This is a genomic window from Treponema bryantii, from assembly GCF_900113965.1.
Lineage (GTDB): Bacteria > Spirochaetota > Spirochaetia > Treponematales > Treponemataceae > Treponema_D > Treponema_D bryantii_A.
The window spans coordinates 95,403-121,569 of record NZ_FORI01000008.1; the positions used below are offsets into that span (position 1 = coordinate 95,403).

The 26,167-nt window shown below is 41.8% G+C and carries 25 protein-coding genes, 1 tRNA gene and 1 pseudogene; 10 read left to right on the forward strand and 17 right to left on the reverse strand.

The window, feature by feature from the left end; genetic code table 11:
* The first annotated feature begins 21 nt into the window (after positions 1–21).
* The 3 genes and pseudogenes from BM161_RS11045 (at position 22) to BM161_RS11055 (ending at position 3,693) form a co-directional block, all read left to right on the forward strand.
* Positions 22–1,065, forward strand: a complete 1,044-nt coding sequence (locus BM161_RS11045) for a Gfo/Idh/MocA family protein (protein ID WP_083425783.1) — start codon at positions 22–24, stop codon at positions 1,063–1,065.
* 139 nt (positions 1,066–1,204) lie between these two features.
* A complete protein-coding gene (locus BM161_RS11050) occupies positions 1,205–2,761 on the forward strand; it encodes a GH39 family glycosyl hydrolase (RefSeq protein WP_074932693.1) in 1,557 nt (518 codons plus the stop codon).
* 47 nt (positions 2,762–2,808) lie between these two features.
* Positions 2,809–3,693: pseudogene (locus tag BM161_RS11055) on the forward strand (alpha-hydroxy acid oxidase).
* 34 nt (positions 3,694–3,727) lie between these two features.
* Here BM161_RS11055 and BM161_RS11060 read toward each other — a convergent pair.
* Genes BM161_RS11060 through BM161_RS11070 form a run of 3 tightly spaced genes read right to left on the reverse strand, consistent with a single transcriptional unit; the run spans position 3,728 to position 5,468 of the window.
* Positions 3,728–4,363 (reverse strand): thiamine diphosphokinase, encoded by a 636-nt coding sequence (locus tag BM161_RS11060; protein WP_074932695.1) that lies wholly within the window; start codon positions 4,361–4,363, stop codon positions 3,728–3,730.
* A complete protein-coding gene (locus tag BM161_RS11065) occupies positions 4,360–4,992 on the reverse strand; it encodes a hypothetical protein (protein ID WP_074932697.1) in 633 nt (210 codons plus the stop codon). Before BM161_RS11065 ends, BM161_RS11060 begins: the two co-directional genes overlap by 4 nt.
* A gap of 50 nt (positions 4,993–5,042) precedes the next feature.
* Entirely contained in the window at positions 5,043–5,468 is a 426-nt protein-coding gene (locus BM161_RS11070; protein WP_074932860.1) for an acyl-CoA thioesterase, read from the reverse strand.
* A gap of 188 nt (positions 5,469–5,656) precedes the next feature.
* Here BM161_RS11070 and sufC point away from each other — a divergent pair, with 188 nt between their 5' ends.
* A complete protein-coding gene (gene sufC, locus BM161_RS11075) occupies positions 5,657–6,394 on the forward strand; it encodes a Fe-S cluster assembly ATPase SufC (RefSeq protein ID WP_074932698.1) in 738 nt (245 codons plus the stop codon).
* 4 nt (positions 6,395–6,398) lie between these two features.
* Positions 6,399–7,811 carry a Fe-S cluster assembly protein SufB gene (sufB, locus tag BM161_RS11080; protein ID WP_074932700.1) on the forward strand — a complete coding sequence of 471 codons (1,413 nt, stop codon included), beginning with the start codon at positions 6,399–6,401 and terminating at the stop codon, positions 7,809–7,811.
* Between the two features lie 30 nt (positions 7,812–7,841).
* On the opposite strand, the gene BM161_RS11085 is transcribed toward sufB, so the two are convergent.
* Positions 7,842–10,355: a putative bifunctional diguanylate cyclase/phosphodiesterase gene (locus tag BM161_RS11085; RefSeq protein WP_074932701.1), complete on the reverse strand. Its 2,514-nt coding sequence runs from the start codon at positions 10,353–10,355 to the stop codon at positions 7,842–7,844.
* 88 nt (positions 10,356–10,443) lie between these two features.
* Here BM161_RS11085 and BM161_RS11090 point away from each other — a divergent pair, with 88 nt between their 5' ends.
* The 5 genes from BM161_RS11090 to BM161_RS11110 all read left to right on the forward strand — a co-directional run bounded on the left by BM161_RS11090 (position 10,444) and on the right by BM161_RS11110 (position 13,913).
* Positions 10,444–11,544, forward strand: coding sequence for a SufB/SufD family protein (locus BM161_RS11090; RefSeq protein ID WP_074932862.1), 1,101 nt, complete (start codon positions 10,444–10,446; stop codon positions 11,542–11,544).
* Complete coding sequence (locus BM161_RS11095; protein WP_074932703.1) at positions 11,534–12,778, forward strand: aminotransferase class V-fold PLP-dependent enzyme; 1,245 nt, start codon at positions 11,534–11,536, stop codon at positions 12,776–12,778. The genes BM161_RS11090 and BM161_RS11095 overlap by 11 nt, the downstream gene beginning before the upstream one ends.
* Positions 12,779–12,784: 6 nt before the next feature.
* On the forward strand, positions 12,785–13,192 hold the full coding sequence (locus tag BM161_RS11100; protein ID WP_143090551.1) for a GNAT family N-acetyltransferase: 408 nt from the start codon (positions 12,785–12,787) through the stop codon (positions 13,190–13,192).
* Positions 13,193–13,290: 98 nt separating this feature from the next.
* On the forward strand, positions 13,291–13,719 hold the full coding sequence (sufU, locus tag BM161_RS11105; RefSeq protein ID WP_074932707.1) for a Fe-S cluster assembly sulfur transfer protein SufU: 429 nt from the start codon (positions 13,291–13,293) through the stop codon (positions 13,717–13,719).
* A 120-nt stretch (positions 13,720–13,839) separates the two neighbouring features.
* A tRNA-Arg gene (locus tag BM161_RS11110) sits at positions 13,840–13,913 on the forward strand.
* 32 nt (positions 13,914–13,945) lie between these two features.
* Here BM161_RS11110 and BM161_RS11115 read toward each other — a convergent pair.
* The 13 genes from BM161_RS11115 to BM161_RS11170 form a co-directional block, all read right to left on the reverse strand.
* Positions 13,946–14,680, reverse strand: a complete 735-nt coding sequence (locus BM161_RS11115; protein WP_143090552.1) for a hypothetical protein — start codon at positions 14,678–14,680, stop codon at positions 13,946–13,948.
* 22 nt (positions 14,681–14,702) lie between these two features.
* Positions 14,703–15,377: a tetratricopeptide repeat protein gene (locus BM161_RS11120; protein WP_074932711.1), complete on the reverse strand. Its 675-nt coding sequence runs from the start codon at positions 15,375–15,377 to the stop codon at positions 14,703–14,705.
* 43 nt (positions 15,378–15,420) lie between these two features.
* On the reverse strand, positions 15,421–16,338 hold the full coding sequence (locus BM161_RS11125; protein ID WP_074932713.1) for a sigma 54-interacting transcriptional regulator: 918 nt from the start codon (positions 16,336–16,338) through the stop codon (positions 15,421–15,423).
* A 21-nt stretch (positions 16,339–16,359) separates the two neighbouring features.
* Positions 16,360–18,066 carry a 30S ribosomal protein S1 gene (gene rpsA / locus BM161_RS11130; RefSeq protein WP_425319050.1) on the reverse strand — a complete coding sequence of 569 codons (1,707 nt, stop codon included), beginning with the start codon at positions 18,064–18,066 and terminating at the stop codon, positions 16,360–16,362.
* Between the two features lie 24 nt (positions 18,067–18,090).
* Entirely contained in the window at positions 18,091–18,723 is a 633-nt protein-coding gene (gene cmk / locus BM161_RS14555; RefSeq protein ID WP_425319051.1) for a (d)CMP kinase, read from the reverse strand.
* Position 18,724: 1 nt separating this feature from the next.
* Entirely contained in the window at positions 18,725–19,492 is a 768-nt protein-coding gene (locus BM161_RS11135; RefSeq protein WP_425319052.1) for a pseudouridine synthase, read from the reverse strand.
* Positions 19,461–20,000 carry an SMC-Scp complex subunit ScpB gene (scpB, locus tag BM161_RS11140; protein ID WP_074932863.1) on the reverse strand — a complete coding sequence of 180 codons (540 nt, stop codon included), beginning with the start codon at positions 19,998–20,000 and terminating at the stop codon, positions 19,461–19,463. Before scpB ends, BM161_RS11135 begins: the two co-directional genes overlap by 32 nt.
* A 111-nt stretch (positions 20,001–20,111) precedes the next feature.
* A complete protein-coding gene (locus BM161_RS11145; protein WP_074932717.1) occupies positions 20,112–20,918 on the reverse strand; it encodes a segregation and condensation protein A in 807 nt (268 codons plus the stop codon).
* Positions 20,893–21,450, reverse strand: a complete 558-nt coding sequence (gene folK / locus BM161_RS11150) for a 2-amino-4-hydroxy-6-hydroxymethyldihydropteridine diphosphokinase (RefSeq protein WP_074932719.1) — start codon at positions 21,448–21,450, stop codon at positions 20,893–20,895. The genes BM161_RS11145 and folK overlap by 26 nt, the downstream gene beginning before the upstream one ends.
* Positions 21,451–21,532: 82 nt before the next feature.
* Positions 21,533–22,630, reverse strand: coding sequence for a recombinase RecA (gene recA / locus BM161_RS11155; protein WP_074932720.1), 1,098 nt, complete (start codon positions 22,628–22,630; stop codon positions 21,533–21,535).
* 109 nt (positions 22,631–22,739) lie between these two features.
* Positions 22,740–23,831 carry a tetratricopeptide repeat protein gene (locus tag BM161_RS11160; protein WP_074932722.1) on the reverse strand — a complete coding sequence of 364 codons (1,092 nt, stop codon included), beginning with the start codon at positions 23,829–23,831 and terminating at the stop codon, positions 22,740–22,742.
* A gap of 6 nt (positions 23,832–23,837) precedes the next feature.
* The gene (locus BM161_RS11165) at positions 23,838–25,223 is read right to left on the reverse strand and encodes a hypothetical protein (RefSeq protein WP_074932724.1); all 1,386 of its coding nucleotides are present in this window, start codon (positions 25,221–25,223) and stop codon (positions 23,838–23,840) included.
* A complete protein-coding gene (locus tag BM161_RS11170) occupies positions 25,220–26,164 on the reverse strand; it encodes a tetratricopeptide repeat protein (protein WP_074932725.1) in 945 nt (314 codons plus the stop codon). Before BM161_RS11170 ends, BM161_RS11165 begins: the two co-directional genes overlap by 4 nt.
* Positions 26,165–26,167 lie beyond the last annotated feature (3 nt).

The following is a 26,167-nucleotide window of genomic DNA, read 5'->3' on the forward strand; positions in this document are numbered from 1 at the left end:
ATTCCATGCTATAATTAAATTATGAAAAACTATGTTAATTGGGCGATTCTTGCCCCCGGACGCATTGCCAACGCAATGGCAACTGCAATGAATGGAATCAAAAACGGAAAATTACCAAACATCAGCGGAGACAAAATCCGCCTATATGCTGTAGCTAGCCGAAATCTGGAACGCGCAAAAGAGTTCGCAGACAAATGGCATTTTGAAAAAGCCTACGGAAGCTACGAAGAACTTTACAACGATCCTGAGGTAGATGCAGTTTATATAGCAAATCCGCATGCATTTCACCTGGATTCTGTACTCGGCTGTCTTAAAAGCGGCAAGCACGTACTTTGCGAAAAGCCTGCCGGCTGCTCACGCGATCAGCTGAATAAAATGACTTCACTTGCCCGCGAAAAAAATCTCTTCTTTATGGAAGCAATGTGGACTGCTTTCAATCCATGTATCAGAGAAATCAAAAAGGAAATTTCAGCAGGTACAATCGGAAACATTATCAATATTGATTCACGCTTCTGCAACAGAAATCCTTATGACCCGAACGACAGAAACTACGATCCAAGACAGGCCGGTGGTGCACTGCTCGATCTCGGTATCTACAACATCTACTTTGCCATGATGCTGGCAGACTTCTCTCCAATCACAGCAGAAAGCTCGGCAGTCCGTATGCTCAAAGGGGTTGATGCCTGGAACAGCGTAAATCTTACTTTTGAAAACGGAATAGTAACCAGCTTCCAGGATGCAATGGATGTTCCTTCAACAACCGGAACTCATGACGCAGTTATATATGGAACAAAAGGCTTTATCACCGTAGAAAATTTCTTTATGGCAACAAAAGCTGATGTTCATGTTTATAAAAACATCTGGGGAAGCGAGAACGAAGTTATCCGCGAAATCAGAGAGCCGTTTGCAGTAAACGGTTACGAGTACGAATGTGCTCATGCAACAGAATTTATTCTTACCGGCCGCACCGAATCAGACGTCCACACCTTCAAAAAATCAGAAGATTTAATTGATACAATGGACGCCCTGCGCCGCGACTGGGGAATGAAGTACCCGTGGGAATAAATACACACAAACACGGTGGTTGAGTAGATGCGAAGCATCGTATCGAAACCAAAGTTTTATAATATACGATGGTTTCGATACACTCGCTAAGCGAGTACTCAACCATCGGAGACAAAACAATACAATAAGGAACACTAAAATGAATTACAAAATCACCGGTGACGAAAACATCACCTTTAACAACAATGCCTTCTACTGTATCGGAACCGGCCGTATGGGCCTTGCCCTTCAGAAACACTACTTTGAACAGCTCAAGCTGGTTCAGGAAAAAATCGGCTTTGAACATATCCGCGGCCACGGACTCTTCCACGACGACATGGCAATTTACCATGAATTCCAGGAAGGCGTTTCACAGTTTGGCCCGCACGCCTACGAAGGCTGGGATGAGAAAAAAGTTCAGGTAGAATACAACTGGACCTACCTAGACCTCGTAATGGATTCTTACAAAGAACTCCACATCAAACCTTTTATTGAGCTTGGCTTTATGCCAAAGCAGCTCGCAAGCGGAGACAACACAATCTTCTATTGGAAAGGAAACACAACTCCACCAAAGAACTACGAGCGCTGGGCAAATCTTATAAAGGCAACTCTCCAGCATCTTATGGACCGCTACGGCACCGAAGAAGTTGTTACCTGGCCGGTTGAAGTATGGAACGAGCCGAACCTTCCGGGCTTCTGGAAAGACGCAAATATGGAAGAATATTTCAAACTTTATGATGTTTCTTCCCGCGCTGTAAAAGAAGTTGATAAGCGCTTTAAGGTTGGCGGCCCGGCAGTCTGTGGCGGAACAGACAAGGAATGGATTAAAGCCTTCCTCGAGTTTGTACGCAAGAATAAGTGCCCGCTCGACTTTGTAAGCCGCCACCACTACACCACCGAGTTCCCTAACTACGACGGTCACTACGGTTACCCAAAACTTCATCCAAAAACAAAGTGTTTTGAACAGCTCGACTCAACCCGCGGAATTGTAGACTCTTTCAAAGAATTCAAGGGAATGGACATTAATGTAACAGAGTTCAACACCTCATACATTCCAAATGCCCCTGTTCATGACATGAACCTCAATGCCGCTTATGTTGCACTTATGCTCTCATGCTTTGGCGATAATCATAAGTCTTATTCTTACTGGACTTTCGGCGATATTTTTGAAGAAGGCGGAGTTCCTTTCACTCCATTCCACGGAGGCTTCGGACTTGTTGCAAACGGCCTCATTCCAAAACCAACTTTCTGGACATTTGCTTTCTATAAGAAACTTACAAAGAACTACGAGAAGTGCGTTTTGAAAACTCCAAACTGTGTAGTTGTAAAGCGCACAGACGGAAGCTTTGCAGGCGTGACATGGAATGTAGATGAAGAAATGAGCGGTAAAGAACTTAAGCTCGATTTGACCTTCCCGCTCGAAAATAAAGCAAAAGGCAAAACTGCAGATGAAAAACTTCCGAATGTGCTTGTGACAGAACTTGTAGATGAAGAAGTCTGCAATCCGCTTAAGGTCTGGCATGATATGGGAGAACCGGCAAATCCGAGTCAGGAGCAGCTGGAGCTTTTGCGTGCAAGTGCTCAGCCGTTTGTTCAGACAAAAAGAAGCGGAAACAAAGTGAGCCTTGTCCTCAAGGAAAACGCAGTCTGCTATTTTGAAATAAAGGCTGCGTCAATAATCAGCGACCGCGGTTATACCTACGGAAGACTTTATTAAAACCGCGGTGGTTGAGCCTGTCGAAACCACCGTAATCAGGAGACCACATGGAATACACATCCAGCTCAGACAAAATCACCCAAGACTATTTTGACACCCTGCTTCTCGAATCGCGCTACATAGACTCAAACCTCCCTTCTACAAAGCTTGAGCTCTACGGACGAACCTTCGACACACCGGTTATGACTGCAGCCCTTTCTCATCTGGACAACACCGCTGAAAACGGAATGGTAAAATATGCTCAGGCCGCAGCCAAAGCAAACGCGGTTCACTGGGTTGGAATGGGTGAAGATAAAGAGCTCGAAGAAATAACTGCAACAGGCGCCGCCACAATCAAAATCATAAAGCCTCATGCTGATAATAAGGAAGTATTCCGCAAAATCGAGCATGCTAAAAAGGCAGGCTGTTTTGCTGTCGGCATGGATATTGATCACGCCTTCAACGGAAGCGGAGGTTACGATAATGTACTCGGACTTGATATGAAGCCGAAGTCTACATAAGAGCTTGCAGATTTTGTGAAAGCCGCAGAAATTCCTTTTATTGTAAAAGGAGTTCTCAGCACAAAAGACGCAGAAAAATGTCTTAAAGCTGGCTGTAAAGGAATCCAGCTTTCGCACCACCACGGAATAATGCAGTATGCAGTTCCGCCTCTTATGATGCTAAGTGAGATTCTGCAGGTTACCCGCGGCGAAATCCCGGTATTTATCGACTGCGGAATTGAAAGCGGTATGGATGTATATAAGTGCCTCGCCCTCGGTGCAACAGCCGTAAGCGTTGGCCGCCACCTGATGCCGCTATTAAAGGAAGGCGCAGAGGCAACTGCTGCCCGCATAAAAGAGATGACAGGAGAACTCGCCGCAACCATGGCAAGAACCGGCGTGCGAGACCTCAACAGCTTCGACCCTATGGTTATTCATCAAAGGAGATTTTAACCCTGTTCTTAGGCAGCTCACCACAGATGCAGAGTTATTTCACCGTTACCACAAGCACCCGCCCGTGCTCCACACTAACCTCAGCTACCTTTCCCGGCAGCACTTCGTTGCTGATTCCAAGCTGAAAATCTGCGCTGAGGCTGGCGTTCTCCAGCGGGTACTTTGCATTTTTAATAGTCACACCGCTAACATCGCCCGCAACAGTTAAAACAGAAAAATAAGAACAATTATCTTCAATTAACAAAGGCTTGCTTCCGGCAATCTGCATTACAGAATAATCATCAATAAGCACAGCATTTTTTCCAAGCCCTTCAAGATATAATAGAATAGAAATATTTCCCAGCGCATGGTCAAAGCGGCCGCCCATTGCACCGAGAATTAAAAAATCAGAATAGCCGCGTTCTACCGCAAGCTTTACCGCATACAGTGTATCGGTGTCATCTTTTTCACGGGGAAGTTTTATGATTTCACACTGCTCTTCATATTTTGAGAGGACATCAGAATCACAAGAATCAAAATCACCAACAATAAGATTTGGTTTTATACCAAGGCTTTCAGCGTGAGAAAGTCCTCCGTCGCAGAAAATAAAATAATCATCCTTACGAAGAAAAGAAATTGCAGAGCCGTAATTGTGAATCTCACCGGCCGCAACAATCACACAGCGGCTCACACAGCACCCCGCAAAATCTCCATCCAACTGCGCGAATCACGCTTTGCAGAATCCAGCCCAAACAATTCAATAAACTTTGCAAGCGCAACACGAACTTCATCAGCCGCAAGTCCTGAATCCTGTTCATCAGTAACTTCTACTTCAATATATTTCAGGCCGTTTACCTTCTCAAGTTCAAGATGGAATTCACAGCCTGCTAAAACTTCAGACTCGCAGTAAACAGAAAGAGAATCCTTACGCTTTTCAAAAAACTGATGATAGTCCGAAAACATAAGAAGCTCGCGGACAACTTCCGGTTTTTCAATAAAGGTTTCATCCTCGCGGTTCAACTCAACGCCATTCTCAACAGTCTTACGCTTAATACAGAAAAAAGCCTTAGGTTCAGTTTTTTCATAACGTTCACTACGGATACGAATAACCTGAGGCTCTCCGGCTGCAAGACCTTCTTCTCTGGTTGCATAGCGTGAAAAATAAGAATCAGTTTTCAGAATATGCTCAACAGGGCACGGAACATCACCATGCTTACAGATTTTAAGCCCGGCAATTTTTTCATCGCCATAAATCACATAGTAAATCTTATCGTACTGTTCATCCGTCAACGGAATCTTAATTTCTATCTCGCGTCCCATATTCCCTCGTCATGCTAAACGAACTCGTCATGCTGAACTTGTTTCAGCATCTATTTCTGTCCAGCCTCGTAAATACCCTTCAAATCCGCATAGAACTCCGGATATCTTTTTTCAATCAGAACCGGCACCCCGCGGGTATCAAGGAAACAGTGAGTACTCTTTCCAAGGAAAACCACATCGCCCTCGCACTTAAACTCATACGAAAAAGTGAGTTTAGCCGCAGAAAGCTTTTCAATACCTACCATAATCTCAATAGTCTGAGGGAAAGTTGTAGACTTTTTGTACACACCCTCCACCGACATAACCGGCGACGCCATACCCTCTTCCTCAAGCTTAATAAAGCTCCATCCAAGCTGATCCAGAAAATCAACGCGCGCCTCTTCCATGTAGCGGATATAATTTGAATGATGAGTAATCCCCATCTTGTCCGTTTCGTAATAATTAACTTTGTGTAAATAAGGTTTAATAGTTTTCATATACATGTATTTTCGACATTTTTTCTCTTTTTGTCAATCTAGATTGCTTCGTCGCTACGCTCCTCGCAATGACTGTCATTGCGAGCCGAAGGCGTGGCAATCCATTGCCCCTATAATCCACCAATTTACTAGGCAAAAATCTTTAGAAAACAGTTGTAGATAACGCTTTTTTTTACTATATTATAACCATGTTATTAGACGTACAAAACTTAAACGCAGGTCTTGAAGACGGAAAACAAATTCTCAACGACCTCAATATACAGATTGGTCAGGGCGAAACACACGTTCTGATGGGACCAAACGGTGCCGGAAAATCTTCTCTCGGTAACGCTTTGATGGGAAATCCCGTTTACAAAATCACAGGCGGAAAAATCCTTTTCAAAGACACCGACATTACAGAAGAAAGTGCCGACAAGCGCGCAAAGCTCGGAATGTTCATGAGCTTCCAGAGCCCCCTCGAGGTTCCTGGCATTTCGCTCGAAGCATTTATCCGCTCAGCAATTCAGCAGAAAACCGGCGAGCACGTAAAGCTCTTCCAGTTCCAGAAGGAGCTTAAGCGCTGCATGGAGCTTTTGAGCATGAATCCGGATTACGCACGCCGCGATCTCAACGTAGGCTTTTCAGGCGGTGAACGCAAAAAGTCTGAAATCCTTCAGCTTCTTATGCTCAAGCCAGACTTCGCCATCCTCGACGAAACCGACTCTGGCCTGGACGTAGACGCCATTCGCTTTGTTGCAAAGGGAATCGAAGAGTACCGCAAAATGACAAACGGCTCCCTCCTGATTATCACCCACACAACAAAGATCCTCGAAGGCCTTTCCGTAGACAAAACCCACATCCTGGTCAAAGGCCACATCGTAAAAACTGGAGACGGACAGTTATTCAAGGAAATCAACGAAAAGGGATTCGAGGAATTCATTAAATAATTTTATGGAAGATAAACAAACAATAGAAGATATAAACAGAGAGTTTTACGATTTCCGCTATGAAGAGACAGAAGAAAACACCTTCCGTCTTGAATCAGGTTTAACCCCGGAAATTGTAACTAAAATCTCAGATGAAAAAGACGACCCTGACTGGATGCGGGAATTCCGCCTCAAGTCGCTCGAAACATATAACTACTTAAGAGTTCCAAAATGGGGCCCTTCAATCGACGGACTCAACATAGACAACATTGCAACCTACGTTCGCCCGAAAACTCAAATGAGCGGCAAATGGGAAGACGTTCCTGACGACATTAAGGAAACCTTTGAAAAGCTTGGCATTCCGGAAGCAGAACGAAAATCTCTTGCCGGCGTTGGCGCACAGTACGACTCTGAGTTAGTTTACCATAACGTACAGAACGAAGTTTCAAAACAGGGCGTAGTTTATCTTGGCTTTGAAGAAGCTCTTAAATCGCCAGAATGGGGGCCTATGGTAAAGGAATACTTTATGACTCTCATTACTCCAAAGGACCACAAGTTTGCAGCCCTTCACGGAGCAGTATGGTCGGGAGGTTCTTTTGTATATGTTCCAAAGGGAGTTCACCTTTCCTTCCCTCTTCAGTCTTACTTCCGCCTCAATGCCCGCGGAGCCGGACAGTTTGAACACACACTGATTATTGTAGACGAAGGCGCAGACCTGCACTTTATAGAAGGCTGTTCTGCACCAAAATATAACGAAGCAAACCTGCACGCCGGAGCCGTTGAGCTTTTTGTAAAAAAAGGAGCTCACCTGCGCTACTCAACCATCGAAAACTGGTCTAAGAATATGTACAACCTCAACACCAAGCGTGCCCGCGTAGAAGAAGGAGCTTCCATTGAATGGGTAAGCGGTTCCTTCGGCAGCCACGTAAGCTACCTCTACCCGGAAAGCGACCTGGTTGGCCGCGGTGCTAAATCAGAGTTCACAGGAATTACCTTTGCCGGTGCGGGCCAGGAACTGGACACAGGTGCCAAGATGGTACACCTTGCGCCGAACACCTCAAGCCTTATTTCCACTAAGTCAATTTCTAAGGGCGGCGGAGTTTCCATTTACCGCTCAGCTGTATATATCGACAAAAACGCAACCGGCAGTAAAACAAGCGTTTCCTGCGAAAGCCTTATGCTCGATTCAGAAAGCCGTTCAGACACAATTCCTGCAATGGTAATTAAAACTGACGAATGTGATGTAGGACACGAAGCAAAAATCGGCCGCATTTCAAACGACGCAATTTTCTATCTCATGTCACGTGGAATCCCAGAGGACGAAGCCCGCAGTATGATTGTAAGCGGCTTTGCAAACCCGGTAAGTAAAGAGCTGCCGCTCGAATATGCCGTTGAGATGAATAATCTTATTAAGCTTGAGATGAAGGGAAATTGTTAGAATTGGATTGCCACGTCGCTGGCAATCCACCTACACCTTTCGCATTCCCATGATAAGTCGGTTTTCGCCGTTTTCCTGAGCAAGAACACATCTTAAGGAAATCTTTACACGTTCGTTATTTATCAAGAGGTGATGACTGCTGATAAATACGCCGTCTTTCTCGATATCCTTCATAATGCATTCTTTAGTGTGACGGCGCTTAAACTCTTCGCGATCCTCTTCTGCAACAGCATGTTCTGCATTCTTCTGTGTATCTTCAAAAAAGTCCTTACCATTTTTTGAAATACCAAGAGAATCAAAGTTCGTACTTCCCTGGAATTCAATATAAGAGTTATCCTCAGGATTAATTACATAAATGCAAAGATAGTCCCCCGAAAGCGCCATAAGTCTTGAATAAACAAGCTGATTCTGGCGGACCTGAGCAAGAAGCTTCTGTTCTTTTACCTGGGCATCAACATTGCTGACACCAATTATCAGATACTTTTTATTTGTGGTCATTTGAACCGCTTTCATATTTACATAATAAGGAATTCCGAATTTCACCAGTCTGTATACATGAACAAAAGTACCGGTTTCTTCAATCTGTTTAAGAATATTCTCTTTGGTAAATACCTTTATAAAAGCATCTACATCTTCTTCGTAAAGATGAGTTAAGGCATCTAACCTTGCCCGTCTGAAAAATTCATCTCCATGGCGTTCTGTTGAAAGCTCTTCTTTTGAAGCAATAGATTTGTACTCAATAAATTCATCAGTTTCCAGATTTACATAGTAGAGGCTAAAATAGTCACTTGCCAGGGCACGGGCAAGATTGGCGTAAATTTCCCTCTGCTCTGCATCCTTTATAGAAAGAACTGCGGCAACAACAGCACTCGTTTTAGTTACCGGATTTTCTTCCATTTTTCTAATAAAATAATGAGCAACAGAACCATCCGGCAAATTTACATCAATAAAGAGTCTTTTTCCTTCTTTTGTTGCCTGTCTCAAAACCAGAATAAAACTGGCTCCCGGCCCCTGCATAATAGTTTGAATCGGAACAGCTTCATTTTGCAGGCTGATACCATAATATCTTTCAAAAAACTCATGATAAGACTGATTATATCTGGTAAATTTTACAGAATCTTCACTTGTCTCAAAAATTACCATTGGTAAAGTACTGAAGAAAGAGTTAAAGCCGTCTTCATTCTGGGAAATTACAGAAAGGTCGTGAAGGTTTATTCTACCTATAGTCTCACAATAATGAGCTTCATCCGGATTTTCAAAACCAATCTGATTTCCCTTTTCGTATTTTTCCAAAATCTGCTCAACCGGAATAGGCTTCTGGAAATAATAGCCCTGAATCTTTGAACAGCCTATTTCCATGAGGAACTGAACCTGCTCTTCCGTTTCAGCACCTTCACAAACAGTATCAACTCCAAGGGCCGAAGCCATACGCATCAATTCAGCAAGAATGATTTTTGCGTTCTTGCCCTTATCCAGCTGACGCATAAAGCTCATATCAAACTTAATCAAATCAAACTGAATCTGATGCAAAACATCCAGTGAAGAATAACCGCTTCCAAAATCATCCATCCATACAGAAAAACCAAGCTTTTTAAAGCGGTCAATCTGAAGTTTCATAAACTCAAAATCCTGACCAAGAATGCTTTCGGTAATTTCTATATTTATTTTATTACGTGGGACTCCAGAGCTGTCTATACGTTTACAGATTTCTTCAACAATATCGCAAACTTCAAAGTCAGAACGCGAAAGGTTAATAGACTGAGAGATCATATAAAAGCCTTTAGAAGCCATAAACTTCATCTTCTCGAGAACCTGCTCAAGAATGTAAAGATCCACCTTATATATGAGTTTTGCTTCTTCAAGAATAGGTATAAAATCTGCAGGAGATAAAAAGCCTTTTACCGGATCTATCCAGCGGGCAAGCGCTTCTTCATCACAGACTCTGCGACTAACGGCACGGACAATTGGCTGATAGTAAACAGTTATCCAGTGCTCTTCAAGAGCCTTATCAAGATTGTCTATAATATACTGACGTTTTTCGTTTGCCTGAGAAATGGTAATATCATAATAATTATGACCAGATTCATTTGACTGGCGGATTGGAGCGCAGGCAAGCTTTGCTCGGTCACAGGCAAGATTAATTCCTACATCTTCTGTTTTAAAAAGATAGACACCAATATGAACGGTAACTTCTACAATCTGACCTTCAACTTTTACAAGTGCCTTACAATTTTCCAGGAGATTTTGAATTTTATTTTCAATTCCATCTTCTTCTGTTATAGCAGCAAAATCATCACCACCAATACGGCAGCAGTTAGTATTTCCAAAAAAGTTAATAAGCAGCCCGGCAAAGCTTTTTAATAAGACATTGCCCTGTTCAAAACCATATTCATTATTAAATTTCCTCATACCGTAAAGGTCAAAAAAAAGGATTGCTGCATTTTCTTGTTGTTTCGCCAGCTTGTCTTTTTTTTCAGAAGCAAGACCCATGAAGTAATTCATATTTGGCAAGCCTGTAAGATAATCTACTAAAGTCACATCCATACATTCTATTATAAACCATAAAATGCAAAGTTCAAAACTTTTTAGATATACTAGAAAAATACCTATAATTATGGTAGATTATTGCCGTATGAATAACACAAATACTACATCCGCAGAAAATGCGGCTATTGATATAAACCCAATTCCATATCTTACCTGGACCTGGCTTAAGATAAACAAGGATTCAGTTTCTTATGATTTTAACCTTTCAGAAAAACAGGGAATTGATGTTCAGCTCCCGGAAGGCATAAAAGTAAGTTCTGGTAAATCTATTGAATCCCAGCTTTCTGAGCCTAAATTTTCTATTGGAGACCAAGCTGCTAAACTTATCAGCGATACAGCTTCTGAAGGCAAAATCTATACAATAGAAAAAAGCGCAGACCAGCCTCTTATCATCAGAATCAAGCTGGATTCAAACTCTGCCACACATCAGATTATTCATGCAAAGGCAGGAATTTCTGCTAATATCATCATCGTTTATGACGGGTGGTTGAGTAGCCCGGAGGGCGTATCGAAACCACAAGTACTTTCCGGCGTTATCACAAAAGTTTACGCAGAAGATGATACAAAACTTCACATTTCAAAGGTTCAGCTTTGCGGTAAAACAGTAAATCAGATTGATGACACTGCTGTAGTTTGTGGAGAACGTGCAAAGGTAAGCCTTACCCAGATTGAACTCGGAGCCTCACATATTGACGCAGGCTTCCACGCTACCCTCGAAGGCTACCAGTCTTCTTTCTATTCTGACACAGCCTATATCTGTCAGGAAAATCAGTACCTGGATATGAATCAGGTTGTAGTTCACAAGGGAAAGAAAACAGTCTGCGACATGAAGACTCACGGAACTGCAAAGGACGAATCAAGTAAGACCTACCGCGGTACAATTGATATGGTAAAAGGCTGTGCAGGTTCAGTTGGAAATGAAATTGAAACAACCCTGCTCCTTTCTCCAAAAGCAGTAGTCAAAGCTGCACCAATCATTCTCTGCGGAGAAGAAGATATTTCTGCGGAACACGGTTCTACAATCGGAAAACTTTCTAACGAAATGCTCTTTTACATGAACAGCCGTGGCATAGACCAGAAGACAGCAGAAGAACTGCTCACAAATGCAAAAGTCACTGCGGCTGCTGCAACAATAGAAGACGAAGAGATTAAAAACGAGATTCTGGAGTATCTCAATGGAAAATAAATACAGAAAAGACTTTCCTTTTTTCAAAGCAATAGATGAAAACGAGGCCGGCGAAAACAAGGGACTTATATATTTTGATACTGCGGCTACTGCCCAGCGTCCGTTCATTGTACTTAATGCAATGACACACTTTTACGCTACAGAAAACGCAAATCCATTGCGTGGTCTTTATTCTTTAAGCGAGCGCGCCACAATGGCATACGAAAACGCCCGCGACACAGTTGCAAAATTCATAAATGCCCGCGAAGCCGCAGAAATCGTCTTTACCCGTAATGCCAGCGAGAGCCTGAATCTTGTAGCTTACAGCTGGGGACTCAATAACCTTAAGGAAGGCGACGAAATCTGTGTTTCAATCATGGAGCACCACTCAAATATTGTTCCCTGGCAGATGGTCTGCAAAAAGACAGGCGCAAAACTTGTATTTCTTGAATGCGATAAAGAGACAGGAATTATAAGTGATGAAGAAATTGCTTCAAAGATCGGCCCACGAACAAAGATTGTTTCCATTGTACACGTAAGCAATGTATTAGGCGTTACTAATCCTGTGAAAAAACTTGGCGAGGCAGCTCATGCTGTCGGCGCTATTTTTATAGTGGACGGAGCTCAGTCTGCCCCACATATGAAGGTAGATGTACAGGAAATTAATGCAGATTTCTTTGCAATGAGCGGTCACAAGCTCTGCGGTCCTATGGGAATCGGCGCTCTTTACGGTAAGCGTGCCCTCCTCGAAGAAATGGATCCTTTCCTCCGCGGCGGCGAAATGATTGAATACGTTACCCGCGAGAAAGCAACCTGGGCAGAAGTTCCTCACAAGTTTGAAGCCGGAACTGTAAGTGCCGGAGACGCAGTTGGAATGGCTGCCGCTATCCGTTACATTCAGAGCATCGGTCTTGAAAACATTGAAAAGCACGATGCTGAACTTGCATGCAGAATTATTGAAGGAATGAAAAACATTCCTCATATAAATATCATTGGACCAAAAGACGGCAACAAGCGCTGTGGAATCGTAACCTTCACAGTTGATGGAGTTCATCCTCACGATGTTGCAACACTTCTTTCTGAAGAGCACATTGCAATCCGTGCCGGCCATCACTGTGCACAGCCACTTGGCCAGTATCTTGGTCAGACAGCAACAGCACGCGCAAGCTTATACTTTTACAATACCGAAGAAGAAGTAGACTGCTTCCTTGAAAAGATTGCAAAGCTCCGCGAATGGAGTGGATTTAAAGACTAGGAGAAAATGAATCTAAGTTATCGTATATTAGATTGTCATATCTTTGAATCTTACATGGCTATGGAAGGCTGGGAGAGTTTTCCGCTTCTAAAATCATATACCACAGACGGTGAATTTTCTTTTCTCTTAAAAGACTGTCAGTTTATGATTTTTGACTACAAGCCTTCAGATGGTCTTTTGAAGGCTGTCTGCATTTACAGAAAAATCTGCGACACACTTTCAATAGAACTTTTTGAAGTGAACAAAGATTACAGACAGCTTGGAATTGGCACTTACGCCATGGAAAGGCTGATGATTGAAACTGGCGCAAAAACAGTGTATCTTGATGCAAAGAACGCAAATGCAGAAATCTTCTGGAAAAACATCGGAATGAAGAAAATCGATAACCAGACCTTCTGCCTGGAGACCTTATAATCGAAAATCCGTTAAAAAACGAGCCGAAAGGGTCGTTTTAGGATTATCGAAAGACAGGTCAGAGCGAGATTTATCGAGCGACAATACGGAGATTTTATATGGACACAAAGGAACTATACAGAGAAATCTTAAACGAACACAATATAAACCCAACACACAAAACAGATATGGACTCACCTACCTTCTGTCTTGAAGGTGTAAACCCTAGCTGCGGTGACCAGATTACCCTTCAGATGAAGCTAGATGAAAACAATGTAATTACAGATGCAAGTTTTACAGGAAGCGGCTGTGCAATCAGCCAGGCCTCAGTTGATATGATGGCAGATCTCGTAATCGGAAAAACAAAGGACGAAGCACTCGCTCTTGCTGATATTTTTGACAGAATGATTAAGAGTGAAGTTACAGAAGAAGATTTAGAGCGCCTCGACGAAGCTGCTGCCCTTCAGGACATTTCCCACATGCCTGCCCGTGTAAAATGCGCAATGCTCGGCTGGCGAACCATGAAGGAAATGCTGGGAGCAAAATAAGGTGGTTTCGATACGGCCTTCGGCCTACTCAACCACCGGTGGTTGAGTGCTCGCGAAGCGAGTGTATCGAAACCACCCCTTGATTCAAACTACAATTTATGATATATTTAATATCACTTCGGCGCTTTAGCTCAGCTGGATAGAGCAACTGCCTTCTAAGCAGTAGGTCGACAGTTCGATTCTGCCAAGCGTCACTTAAAGACTTCCTGATTAGGAAGTCTTTTTTTTATTCTGCAGAAATACGTACAGAACCAAGATATAAAATATTACTGTATATTGGAGAATAAGTAGAATCCTGGCCAATTGCAAGTGCAAACAAACTTACATACCAGTAATTATCAGATGAAGAACCGCTGTCACTTACATCAACGTCTCCAGATTTTGGTCTTAAGTCGGCTGCAATTGTTGAAAAATTAAAAGAAGGTTTATTAGAAAGATTTCTTACAGGAATTACGCGTGAACCGCTTCCGTAAATATTATCGTTATTAACTGTAATCTGAGCAGGATAAGTAGAAGTATAGTCACTGAGTCTTATATATACCTTATCATCACTTCCATCTGATGGAATAAGTACACTTACATCATCATGCCCTGCACCACGCAATGGCTGATATCTGTAACTGGTTATCAGTTTTTCTGCTGCATTAGAAGAGGACTGATCTCTGCTTGCCAGATTTTCCAGATCATTAACTTCAGAATCAAGTCTTGCTGATGATTTATAGATTTTATAATAAACATCAGTACCAAGGAACTTTATTGACTCATATTCTTTATCTGTTGTGTAAAACTCAAAATAAGATGTTGCAAAATCAATGGCACCATGTTCAGGTTTATGAACTACATTAGTAGGTGCATCTAATACATAAAACGTGTCCAGCCCACAAGCAGTGTTAAATAAAATAAGGTATCCTGTAAAAATTAAAGAAAACAATAGTCTTTTTCTACAGAATACCTTATTCATATATATCAAATTTCAGAATGGATTATTCGATTTTTCCGTCTTTCTTAAGAGCGATGAGTCTTGATTTTGCAAGATTAGCCCATGCATCTCCAGAGAAAGAATCGTTGAGCTCTGTATAAGTAGCAGCAGCATCAGCATAGTTACCATTTGCTTCAAGCAAACGTGCGTAGCTGAACATTGCATGTGTTCTCATTACAAAGTTCTTGTTATCTGCAGCAAGCTTATAGTAAGCAGTTGCATCTGCGTTGTTACCTGTTTCTTCAGAGCAAACAGCAAGATTGAAGTAGCACAAAGGAGCAATATAAGACTTCTTTGATTTTTCTGCTGCTGCCTTCCAGAAGTCTGCAGACTCTGCATATTTCTTCTGCTGATAAGCAATATCAGCACAAAGCATATTTGCACGAGCACCTACAATACCACCCTTTGAAGTGTAAGCAGAAGCTTTTTCCATTGCTGTATTAAGTCTTGCAGTAATTTCTGAATCACTAAGAGAAGAACTCTTATCAGTCAACTCAAAAGTAATTTCATCAATAGCCTGCAAACCTTTTACTTTATTATTGTTTGCTATAGAAGCACAAACTACATATCCAATAAGAAGACATACAAGAACAATAAGAATAGTAATAAATACAGTCTTGCGCTTCTCAATAAATCCTGCGAGTTTTTTGCTTGCAGTTACTTCCTCATAATCTGCCATTTTATATAAACCTCAATTTATAAAAATATTTTTTCTAATTATCTTATTGCCGGTCAATATGAAGCTCATTCATAAGGCGAATAACGTAAGTTCTCTGTATTCCAAGAACCGCTGCAGCCTTAGTCTGGTTCCAGCCGTTTTCAGAAAGAATTCTTATGATGTATTCACGCTTAAAGGCATCTACTGCAGTTTTCAGCGATTTATCACCACCGTCTTTTCCTACAGCTTCAACAGTTTCTCCTACAGCAGGTGTTCCAAGCATAAAGCCAAGATCACTTTCATTTATTACAGGAGGCTTTCCTACAATAAACGCACGCTGTACGGCATTAATAAGCTCATCAGCATTCCCCTGCCAGAAGCTCGAAAGCATTGCTGCCTTTGCACCTTCAGAAAACTCAGTAAATCCAAGTCCAGACTTTCTGCTGAAACGCATTAAATAAGCCTGTGCAATTGGTATGATATCTTCTGTTCTCTGGCGGAGCGGCGGAACATTAAGAACCACCGTACTGAGCCTTGAATAAAGCTCAGATATAAAAGCATCCGATGAAACTGATTCTTCAATCGGACGCTCTGCTGCACATATTATTTTCAGGTTAAGATTTTTTTCAGTCTGTTTCTTAATCATTTCAAGAAAGGCAGACTGCACAGGCTTTGAAAGCACATCTACGGCATATACAAATAAAGTAACACGCTGTCCGTAGGAAATCATTTGACTGACAGTTTTGAAGCTGTCAATAATCTGTGCTTCTGTAAAAGACCTGCAATTTATCTCGAAAAAATAACCGGCACCAAAAGATTTAGCTGCGGCAGAATGGATGTGTTGAGCGATGAGACGTCGGCCTGACCCTTTCTCGCCAACCAATAACACCGAAGCGTTGTTTTGAGATAGGGTCTGCACCAACGTGCTGATTTCCTTTGCAAAACTGCTTTGCCCCGCAAAAGGAGTTACTTTCTTTTCCATTCCCACCGCAAACTATTCTAATTAGTCATTTTTCTGAGACTTCAACATATCTCCAAGTGTATATGCTCCGTCATCATCGTCGCCAGAAGTTGACATATACTGAGAGATTTCGTCGCGCTGCTGCTTTCTCTTATACTCGCGTACTGAGAATGCAACCTGCTCCTTGTCTACCTTTACATCAACAACGAATACGTTGATTTTGTCGCCTACCTTGTATTTTGTCACAGCCTCTTCAAAAGGAACTTCCTTGTCGTCACTGAGGTTAGCCTTGTTTACAAGACCTTCAATTCCGTTAGGAGCCTTTACAAAGATACCGAAATCTGTAATAGAAGTAATTTCACCTTCGAGTGTTGAACCTGGCTTATATTCCTCAGCAAATGCTTTCCAAGGATTGTCTGTAAGCTGTTTGATTCCAACCTTTACTCTGTGAGCTTCAGGATCACATTCAATTACTACAGCTTCAATTTCCTGATCAACTGTAAGTTCACTGCCTGGATGACGTACTTTCTTTGTCCATGAAATATCATCAGCATGGAGGAAAGCATCAATTCCATCTTCAAGAGCAACAAATGCGCCGATGTTTGTAATCTTAACAACCTTGCCCTTGATTTTTGTTCCAACTGCATATTTTTCTGCAATTGAATCCCAAGGATTTTCTGTAGCCTGCTTAAAGCCAAGAGAAACACGACCAGCCTGGATATCATAACCAAGGATCATTGCCTCAACTTCCTGACCTACAGAAACCATATCACCTGGCTTGTTAACTTTCTTTGTCCAAGAGAACTCAGAAATGTGTACAAGACCTTCAATACCTTCTTCAAGTTCAACAAATGCACCGAACTCAGTAAGCTTTGTAACCTTACCCTTTACGATATCATTTACATGATACTTCTCTTCGAAGTGAATCCAAGGATCTTCAGCAAAGTGCTTGAGAGAAAGATTAATTCTCTTTTCAGCTGGATCAAGGCGGATAACCTTAAGTTCGATTTCCTGACCTTTCTTTACAAAGTCCTTAGGACGAGCTACGTGACCCCAGCTCATATCGTTGATGTGGAGAAGACCATCAAAGCCACCCAAATCAATGAATGCACCAAAGCTTGTAAAGCTCTTAACTGTACCCTTTACAGTGTCGCCAATCTGTACTGAGTTGAAGAATGCATCGCGTTTTTCATCGATTTCTTCTTCAAGATACTTGCGGCGGTTTACTACAGGATTAAGTTTATTATCTGAATAAAGACGTTCAATATAGAACTTAGATCTCAAACCAATCAATGACTCAGGCTTTTCAATCTTTTCAGCATCAGCCTGGCTGATAGGAAGGAATGCAGCACGGTCAATACCAAGATCAACTTCGTAACCGCTCTTCACTACTTTTACGATAATTCCATCAACAGGAGTTTTATCCTTCCATGCTGACTGAATCTCTTTCATGTAGCGCTTTGAATCAGCCTTCTTCTTTGACAATACAGGACCGTTTGCATTGTGTCCTGACAAAAACGCCTGAACCTTATCCCCTTCTTTCGGCAGGTCGCCTGCGAACTCCTCTGTAGGGATCAATCCCTCTGATTTGTCTCCAATGTCAACATAAACATAGTCGTTGGTAATCTGTACTACGATACCTTCTACCATCTGACCAGCCTGTGGTGCATTAAATTCTTTCAGGGACTCCTCTAATTGTGTCTGAAAGTCTCCCTTGGAGTTCTGGGATACTTCCTTTTCCACTTCCATTTCTTCCATTCTAAAACCTTTAATTTATGAAATTTGTTTTTCTATTATCGCACAAACATTGTCTATCGTCAAGTTAGAAGTATCTATATATAGCGCATCTTTTGCTATCTTTAACGAGCCTTCTTTCTTGTTTTTGTCCATTTCGTCGCGTTTTTCGATTGCGGCCTTGATTTCTTCAAAAGTCATGTCACTTACGCCCTGATCAAAGCGGCGTTGAGCACGAACTTCTGCCGAAGCATCAAGATAAACCTTAACTTCTGCATTGGGGAATACAACTGTTGTCATATCGCGGCCTTCGCACACAATGTTCAAAGATTTTGTGATTTCGCGCATAAGGTCATTTACCAGATGGCGGATTTCTACAATTGAACTTACCTGCGAAGCATTTGCAGTAACACGGTCATCATGAAGATGCGCTGTAACATCTGTTCCGTTCAGAATAAAATGACCTTCTTTTGTATATTCAATCTTCTGCTTTTTACAGAATTCAAGAGTTGCTGCCTCGTCTTTATAATCAACTCCTGCATCAAGAACAGCCATTGTAAGGGTGCGGTAAAAGCCTCCGCTGTTCAAGAAGGTAAGATCAAGTTTTTCTGCAAGCATTTTTGCGATTGTACTCTTTCCAGTTCCGGCAGGTCCGTCAATTGCTATAATCATTTTATTTCTCCTTACACAAATCTAAAAGCCCCTGAACTTCACGTGGTGTCAGGTCACGATGATCGCCAGGTTTTAAATCATCAAGATTTACATTGCCAATTCGAACACGAACCAGAGAGCGGGTTCCAATATTCTGGCTTTCAAGCATCTTTCTGATTTCGCGATTCTTTCCTTCTATAAGAATGATTTTGATTTTACGTGGTTTAAGCACCTGACAGCGCACACATTTATAGAAGACATTATCAACACGAAGGCCTTTTTCCAGAAGCTTTGCAGTTTCTTCGCTAACATCCTGGCTGGTTTCTACAATATATTCCTTTTCAATCTGACTTGAAGGATGAGAAAGCTTTGCAGCAAAGTCGCCGTCGTTGGTAAAAAGAATCATTCCCTTGGAATACATATCAAGGCGGCCAACGTTGTAAAGTCGTTCTTTGTAGGAATCTTTTAAGAGATCTGCGGCTACCTGTCTGCCCTTTTCATCACTGGCAGAACATACAAAGCCCGCAGGCTTATTCAAAAGGACATAACATTTGCGGGTTTCAAGATGAACAGTTTTTCCGTCCACTGTAACGCTGTCGCCGTCGCGCACCTTAGTGCCAAGTTCCGTAACAACCGCGCCGTTTACACAAACCCGTCCATCCAGAATAATCTGCTCGCTTGCGCGACGGCTCGCAACACCGCAATGCGCAAGAAATGCCTGTAATCTGATTTCGTCTTTTTTTTCTGATTTTTCTGCGTTATCTTGCAAGTTCGAACCTCTCCTGCTCATCCTCATCCAGCTTAGGCAATTCAGAAATTGAATTAAGACGGAAGAGTTTTAAGAATTCTTTTGTTGTACCAAAAAGGGTCGGACGTCCCGGAGCCTCTTTTTTTCCAACTTCTTTTATGAGATTTCTATCAATAAGCAGGCGGATCATATTATCAACGCCCACGCCGCGAATCTGTTCAATTTCGGCACGGGTAATTGGTTGAGAATATGCAATAATTGCAAGGGTTTCCATTGCAGATTTTGAAAGGCGGCCCTCACGTTTAGAGCCATAAAATTCTTTGAGTACTTCCCAGTACTCTTTTTTTGGAGCGAGACACCAGCCGCCGGTAATCATTGCCAGCTCAATGCCGGAATCTTCTGCCCCGTATTTTTCTTTTAATTTTTCAAGGCACTTTTCTACTACCTCTTCTGAAAGCTGTGCCTTGTTGGAAAGAACCTTGGCGGTAAGCGGTTCACTTTCCAGAAATAAAATTGTTTCGACTAAAGCTGTTTCTTTGTTGAAATCCATAATATCCATTATCCTAGTCGGCAAGCGCAGCTTGCCTCTGAGCCGTTCTTTCGATAATCCTAAAATGGCCCGCTGTCGCAGCCCATTTTTTAACGGATTTTCGATTGTAGGCTAGTTTGAAGTCAGTTCTTCTTCGCTTGGAATATAACCTGTGTTATCTTCTCTTGCGCATATTTTTATATCACCAAACAGCTTATTTTGGAAGATGGTAATCATCTTAAATTTTACAGCTTCAAGGATTGCCATAAAGGCGCAGATAACGTCCATTTCGTTTCCCGGGCGGGTAAGCAGGTCAGTAAACAGACATTCTTTTTTATCTTCAAGAAGCTCATTCATAAGAGTGATTTTTTCATTTACAGAAATCTCTTCGTACATATTCAAAATCTTTTCATTTGAATACTGCTTCATAATTGATTTGAAGATATCCTGCATCTGCTGTAGGAGTTCCCAGGTATCTACTTCTTCCCACATTTCTTCAGACTCATCAAAAGGAAGAACACGCTGAATCTTCTTGCGTTCAAAGTTCCATTCAGAATCATCTTCCTGGTCTTCCATGAGGGCAGAGAGCTTCTTAAATTTCTGGTATTCAATAAGCTTGTCTACGAGTTCCTGACGTGGATCTTCTTCATCCTCATCATCGTAAGCAACCTCTACAGGCAAAAGCATACGGCTTTTTATATAGATAAGTTTTGCAGCCCAGCTATAGAACTCGGAAAGGTCTCCAAGGTCTGTCTGTACTGCGTAATCAAGATATTCAAGATACTGTTCGGTAATCTGAGCAATTGGGATATCGTAAATATTTACTTTACTCTCGCGAATAAGAGTCCACAACAGGTCAAGAGGTCCTTCAAACTCACCTGCCTTATAAGCATGCTTTACAGCAACCTCTGTGTTACCTGAATTCTCTGTCTGTTCCATTTTCTACCGCCTTAGGGAAAGCCTGTAATTTTATGATTCCATCTGCCCCACCCGTTTTTTCCAGTGCGGCAAGACAATTTATATATTTTTCCCTAACTATTTCATCGGCAGAATATTTTAAAACTTCAACAGAAGGAATCAAAACAAATGCTCTTTCTTCCATTCTCACATGGGGAATCTGAAGGTCGGGAGCATCAATTTTTTCATCTCCAAAAAGTTCTATATCTATATCGAGGGAGCGGGGACCAAAGCGAACTTCCTTCGCGCGGTCGCGGCCATACTTAGCCTCGATTTCGTTTATTTTATGTAAAAAATCAAATGCGTCAGTATCGTCTGGAACATAACCGATTGCCGCCGCATTATAAAAATCTTCCTGATCAGTAACGTACATGGCCGGTGTTTTGTAAACACTGGAAAAATGAACGTCACTCATCAGACAGCAAAGCTCCCCGCCTGCGCAGGCAAGAAGCTGGAGAGGTGATTTATTACTGTAAGATTTATTTGAACCTAAACCGAGCAAAACTCGTTTCATAAATCACCTCCATGTACGGTGGTTGAGCCTGTCGAAACCACCATAAACAAGGTCATTTCGACAGGCTCAATGACCGCGTTATTTAAGCCTCAGCCGGAGCCTCAGGCTCCTCGGTCTTCTTAGACTTCTTAGCTTCTTTTTTCTCAATCACCTGACCAGGGAATACGAGCTCGCGAACCTTTTTCTCAATATCAGCCGCAATCTCTGGATTCTGTTCGATAAACGAAACTGCATTTTCCTTACCCTGGCCGATTTTTTCTTCGCCCATTGTATACCATGCACCACGCTTATCAATAATTCCATGCTTTACTGCTGAATCAAGAAGTGAAGCACTTGCATTAATTCCCTTTCCAAAGTAAATATCAAGTTCACACTTTCTGAATGGAGGCGCAACCTTGTTCTTTACAATCTTTACGCGAACGCGGTTTCCGATTGCATCCTCATCGCCCTTTCCGTCAATAGTTTCTGTACGGCGAATTTCAAGACGAACAGAAGAATAGAACTTAAGTGCCTGTCCACCAGTAGTGGTTTCAGGATTTCCGAACATAACGCCAATCTTCATACGAATCTGGTTGATGAAGATTACGATACAATTTGATTTACCAATAATTGCAGTAAGCTTACGCAAAGCCTGGCTCATAAGACGAGCCTGCATACCCATTACAGCATCACCCATTTCACCTTCAATTTCTTTTTCAGGTGTAAGAGCAGCTACAGAGTCTACTACTACAACATCTACTGCACCACTACGTACAAGATTCTCTGTAATTTCAAGAGCCTGCTCACCAGTATCTGGCTGAGAAACCCAGAGTTCATCAATATTTACTCCAAGGTTCTTTGCATAAACAGGATCAAGTGCATGTTCTGCATCTACGAATGCTGCTACTCCGCCAAGCTTCTGAGCTTCGGCAATTGCATGGAGCGCAAGAGTTGTTTTACCAGAGCTTTCAGGACCATACATCTCGATTACACGACCGCGCGGATAACCACCAATTCCAAGAGCCTCATCAAGAAGAATAGAACCCGATGGAATTACTTCGATTCCCGCAGCATTAGCCTTGTCACCGAGCTTCATAATAGCGCCCTGACCAAACTGCTTTTCAATCTGGAGACGAGCCGCCTCCAGAGCCTTCATTTTCTCCGACTGATCCATCGGAGTTACATTTGCATTTGCTGCCATTTAGCCACCTTCCTCCCACATATAATATGGGCTAAACCTAACGATTTTGTGCAGTTTTTCAGAAAAATTTTTGAATTATTTTCAAAAAATCTGCATTTTATATGTTTTACTAATTGTAAACACTTTTATAGACAGCACGGCCTGCAAGGGAAACCGAACCGTCTTCAAGAACTATCTTTCCAAGAATCTTTACAGCCTTACTCACATCAACACCAGGATCTGCATTAAAGCGAACTCTTACAGTTCCTTCATACTTAGAAAGATTTTCGTCACCAACAAGGAAGTCACAGGAATAAGAACCGTCTTCATAAGTAACTGCGTTGGAAATTTTTCCGCCCCAGTTTACCCAGCAGTCAAGATACAGTAAAGGGTTTGCCGCAACATCTGCATAAGACGGGACATCAGTTATTGTATCAAAATCCGGAATTTCAAAATAGCCCATTAACAGCCGCGCCTTTTTCTTTACAGATACAGAAGCATCTGAATTCAAAATCATATTAACTTCTACCTGAGCGGCGTTATCTCTATGAGTCTGAAAATACTGAAGCGCATTGTTATAGCGTTTATTGATTTCTTTATTTGAAAGAACAAAAGCATAAGACTGTGTTGAAAGGTCTTTTTCTTTTGCATCTGATTTTTCTTCTGAAGAAAGCTCAAGTCTTGTAAGGTCTGCACGAGGACCTGAGTAATTTTTGTCGCGAGGAAAAAAGATAAATGTAAAAACTACGCCAAGCAGAAAAGCCGCGCCGGCAATTCCAAAAGCTGCAATACGGTCCGGGTTTGATCCAAGCGGCGGATAGAACTGTTCAATACGACCGGTATCTACCCAGCGGCAAATTGTATCATAATTTCCGTGCACACGGATAAACTCCATGGCACTGTCTGCAGTTTTATTGAGCGGGTCGTTTTCCTTTATTTCAAGATAGTACTGAAGGGCTCGAGCTGTATCACCGCGGCGCAAAAAGATTGCAGCCTGACCGAGAAGAAGTCTTGTATCAGTAAGTTTGATTCTGCGGGCAAGCTGAAAATATGATGAAGACGCACCAATATCACCTACATAAAGACATGCAATTCCGAGTGTAAGGTAATATTCAAAGTTTTCATCATAAATATCTTTTTTTGCCTCAAGCCGCTTGATTGCAGTAGCAAATCTGCGTCTGCGCATATCAAGCCAGGCAAGGCTCAGTGCATCTTTTGCCATAAAAAACTACTGCCTCAGATAAGTTAGAATAGCATCCAGCTCAGCATTCAACTGAAGAAGTTCCTGTCTGTTCAATGAAGGAGAATCTTCTTCCAGAGCCTCAATGCGGTCAAGCAGAGACTGTATATATTCAGGAGTCAAATGCTCCTTCTGCATATTCTTGATATAAAAATCTACAGTTGGAATCTCTGCCGGTGTTTCCAGTGAGTCAATTTCAGTTACATTTGAAGTTTCTGAAATATTTTCAACTTCATCATCAACAGAATATGGAGTTATAACCTTGAGTCCGTTTGCAGAATTCTTTTTATCTTCTGCATCCTCTTTAGACTCTTCTGCCTTTTCAAATTCCTTGCTGTAAACAAACTTTTCGCCTGTAGCAGGAGTACCGTCGCCGGAAAGTGCAATATAGAAAACAAGTTTTCCGGCTTCCATTGGAGCAAGCTTCATTGGCTTCCAGATTGCACATACAGCAGAGTTATTATATGAAAGAACTGTATCAAAAACTCTGTAGCTGAGCATATCAGGTTCCCAGCTGTTCTTTTCCAGAGTTGAATAATTAGCAAGAGCAACAAGTTCCGGAGCTGTACAGTCTGCTCCGCTGAAGAACAACTGCATTGCAGCATTCATATTTTTTGATACAAACCATTTCTGATTCTGCAGAGTTCTGTAAAGCACTTCACTCTTTACAGGAATATCTTCCCAGGTATAAAAATGGAAAGCAGCTGCTTCACCAAGTACTGTGTCGAGAATTGCCTTAAAAGTAAAATCCTCATTTCTGTCGCTGATATTTTTGATTGTAGTAGTTACCTTAATCATATCAGAATCTTTTTTCTTGTCTGAAGAAAAACATGAAAGGTCTACAGAAATCTGTGCAACTGAAGGAACCTCATACATTATCATAGCGCCGCCGGTTGTCCTTCTTGCAGCCGAGCGGACAGAACTGTCTGTTACAAGGTTATAAATCTTTTTAGAAGTCTTAAGGAAAAATGCATTTGTTACATATTCATTTGCTGTAGATACAACAGGAATAGGCTTGTCTTTTTCATTAAGAACAGCGAGTGTATATGAACCAATTCCAGATTTTGTCTTAATCTGAATTTTTCCATAGCGTTCATTTAAGTTTTTCTTGGAAGATTTAATCCAGCCGGTAAAATCCTTTGAGGCAGTCTCAGAAACTGAACGTGCCAGAGCTTCACTATCTTTTTTCTCACCGGCTTCATCAGAAGTTTTTTCTTCAGAAGCAGTTGTCTCTGAAGCTTCTTCTGCCTTTGCTTCAGTCTCTACCGGAGCATTATCTTTATCAGAAGCCTTTTTTCCGGCTTTTGTAGATTTACAGGAAACTACAGCAAAAAATAAACAAACAACAGCTGCAGCATAAATTATCTTTTTCATTTCCCCTCCGTTGTAGAGTCTGCATTCTTTTCATCAAGCATTTTCTGAGCTTCCAGAGCTTTTTCCTTAAGAAGCTTTAACTGATATTTCTTTTCATCAAACGGCTCTGGAGCTGGAATATCCTTTTCACCGGCCTCTTTTAATTCTGCAATTATACGGTCTGCCTCTGCCTGATTATTTTTCAAAGCGGCAATCTGAAGTTCAAGTTCTGCAACCTGTTTTTCAAGGGTTTCATTACGAGCCTGAGCCGCAGTAAGCTTTTGTCTTGTAGAATCCATTGCCTCAGAATTATAAAGTCTGAGCTGGCGTTCATATTCCTCTTTTGCAGAAAGATATTCTTCTCCAGTCTGTTTAAGAAGATACAAAAGCTTTTCTTCTCTTCCGCGCTGCAAAATAGTTTCAAGTCTGTACTGTGCAGCAGGAGTTTTTGGAGACTCAGGAAACTCTGTTACAATGCGTTCGTAAACAGAACCCGCTTCATCATACTTATAACCTGCAAAAAGCGATTCTCCGATATAAAAAAGTGCGTAAGAATATAATTCATCTTTTTCATAACGATGACAGAAATCACTAAGCACTACGATAGACTTTTCATACTCTCCAAGAGAATAAAGGAGCTTACCCTTCTGATAATAAACGCGTGAATAATACATTGAGTCTGAAAAGTTCTCAAGATAGAAATTACAGTCATCAAGTGCGCTCTTATTATCACCATCATACACTTCTGCCATAATCAGCATAAAGTATGTATCCGGATTTAGATTCTCTTTATATGAGACAGCCTTCTTAAGCTGAAATTTTGCATCAGCCCACTCACCTCTTGAATAAGACTTGCAGGCTTCAACAAAAGCAGAGGATGCGGATTCAGATGCCGCAGCATACATAAAAACAGATGCACAAATCACTGCCGCTGCAGTGAACTTCTTAAAATCTCTCAACAATCT

Coding starts and splice junctions, on each gene's coding strand:
- sufC (WP_074932698.1), top strand. CDS start 5,657: ATGTTATTAGACGTACAAAACTTAAACGCAGGTCTTGAAGACGGAAAA.
- BM161_RS11065 (WP_074932697.1), bottom strand. CDS start 4,992: ATGGGACGCGAGATAGAAATTAAGATTCCGTTGACGGATGAACAGTAC.
- folK (WP_074932719.1), bottom strand. CDS start 21,450: ATGAAACGAGTTTTGCTCGGTTTAGGTTCAAATAAATCTTACAGTAAT.
- BM161_RS11090 (WP_074932862.1), top strand. CDS start 10,444: ATGAATAACACAAATACTACATCCGCAGAAAATGCGGCTATTGATATA.
- BM161_RS11115 (WP_143090552.1), bottom strand. CDS start 14,680: ATGAATAAGGTATTCTGTAGAAAAAGACTATTGTTTTCTTTAATTTTT.
- BM161_RS11120 (WP_074932711.1), bottom strand. CDS start 15,377: ATGGCAGATTATGAGGAAGTAACTGCAAGCAAAAAACTCGCAGGATTT.
- cmk (WP_425319051.1), bottom strand. CDS start 18,723: ATGATTATAGCAATTGACGGACCTGCCGGAACTGGAAAGAGTACAATC.
- scpB (WP_074932863.1), bottom strand. CDS start 20,000: ATGGATTTCAACAAAGAAACAGCTTTAGTCGAAACAATTTTATTTCTG.
- BM161_RS11045 (WP_083425783.1), top strand. CDS start 22: ATGAAAAACTATGTTAATTGGGCGATTCTTGCCCCCGGACGCATTGCC.
- BM161_RS11160 (WP_074932722.1), bottom strand. CDS start 23,831: ATGGCAAAAGATGCACTGAGCCTTGCCTGGCTTGATATGCGCAGACGC.
- BM161_RS11070 (WP_074932860.1), bottom strand. CDS start 5,468: ATGAAAACTATTAAACCTTATTTACACAAAGTTAATTATTACGAAACG.
- sufB (WP_074932700.1), top strand. CDS start 6,399: ATGGAAGATAAACAAACAATAGAAGATATAAACAGAGAGTTTTACGAT.
- BM161_RS11050 (WP_074932693.1), top strand. CDS start 1,205: ATGAATTACAAAATCACCGGTGACGAAAACATCACCTTTAACAACAAT.
- BM161_RS11135 (WP_425319052.1), bottom strand. CDS start 19,492: ATGAGCAGGAGAGGTTCGAACTTGCAAGATAACGCAGAAAAATCAGAA.
- rpsA (WP_425319050.1), bottom strand. CDS start 18,066: ATGGAAGTGGAAAAGGAAGTATCCCAGAACTCCAAGGGAGACTTTCAG.
- BM161_RS11165 (WP_074932724.1), bottom strand. CDS start 25,223: ATGAAAAAGATAATTTATGCTGCAGCTGTTGTTTGTTTATTTTTTGCT.
- BM161_RS11145 (WP_074932717.1), bottom strand. CDS start 20,918: ATGGAACAGACAGAGAATTCAGGTAACACAGAGGTTGCTGTAAAGCAT.
- BM161_RS11125 (WP_074932713.1), bottom strand. CDS start 16,338: ATGGAAAAGAAAGTAACTCCTTTTGCGGGGCAAAGCAGTTTTGCAAAG.
- BM161_RS11095 (WP_074932703.1), top strand. CDS start 11,534: ATGGAAAATAAATACAGAAAAGACTTTCCTTTTTTCAAAGCAATAGAT.
- BM161_RS11085 (WP_074932701.1), bottom strand. CDS start 10,355: ATGGATGTGACTTTAGTAGATTATCTTACAGGCTTGCCAAATATGAAT.
- recA (WP_074932720.1), bottom strand. CDS start 22,630: ATGGCAGCAAATGCAAATGTAACTCCGATGGATCAGTCGGAGAAAATG.
- sufU (WP_074932707.1), top strand. CDS start 13,291: ATGGACACAAAGGAACTATACAGAGAAATCTTAAACGAACACAATATA.
- BM161_RS11100 (WP_143090551.1), top strand. CDS start 12,785: ATGAATCTAAGTTATCGTATATTAGATTGTCATATCTTTGAATCTTAC.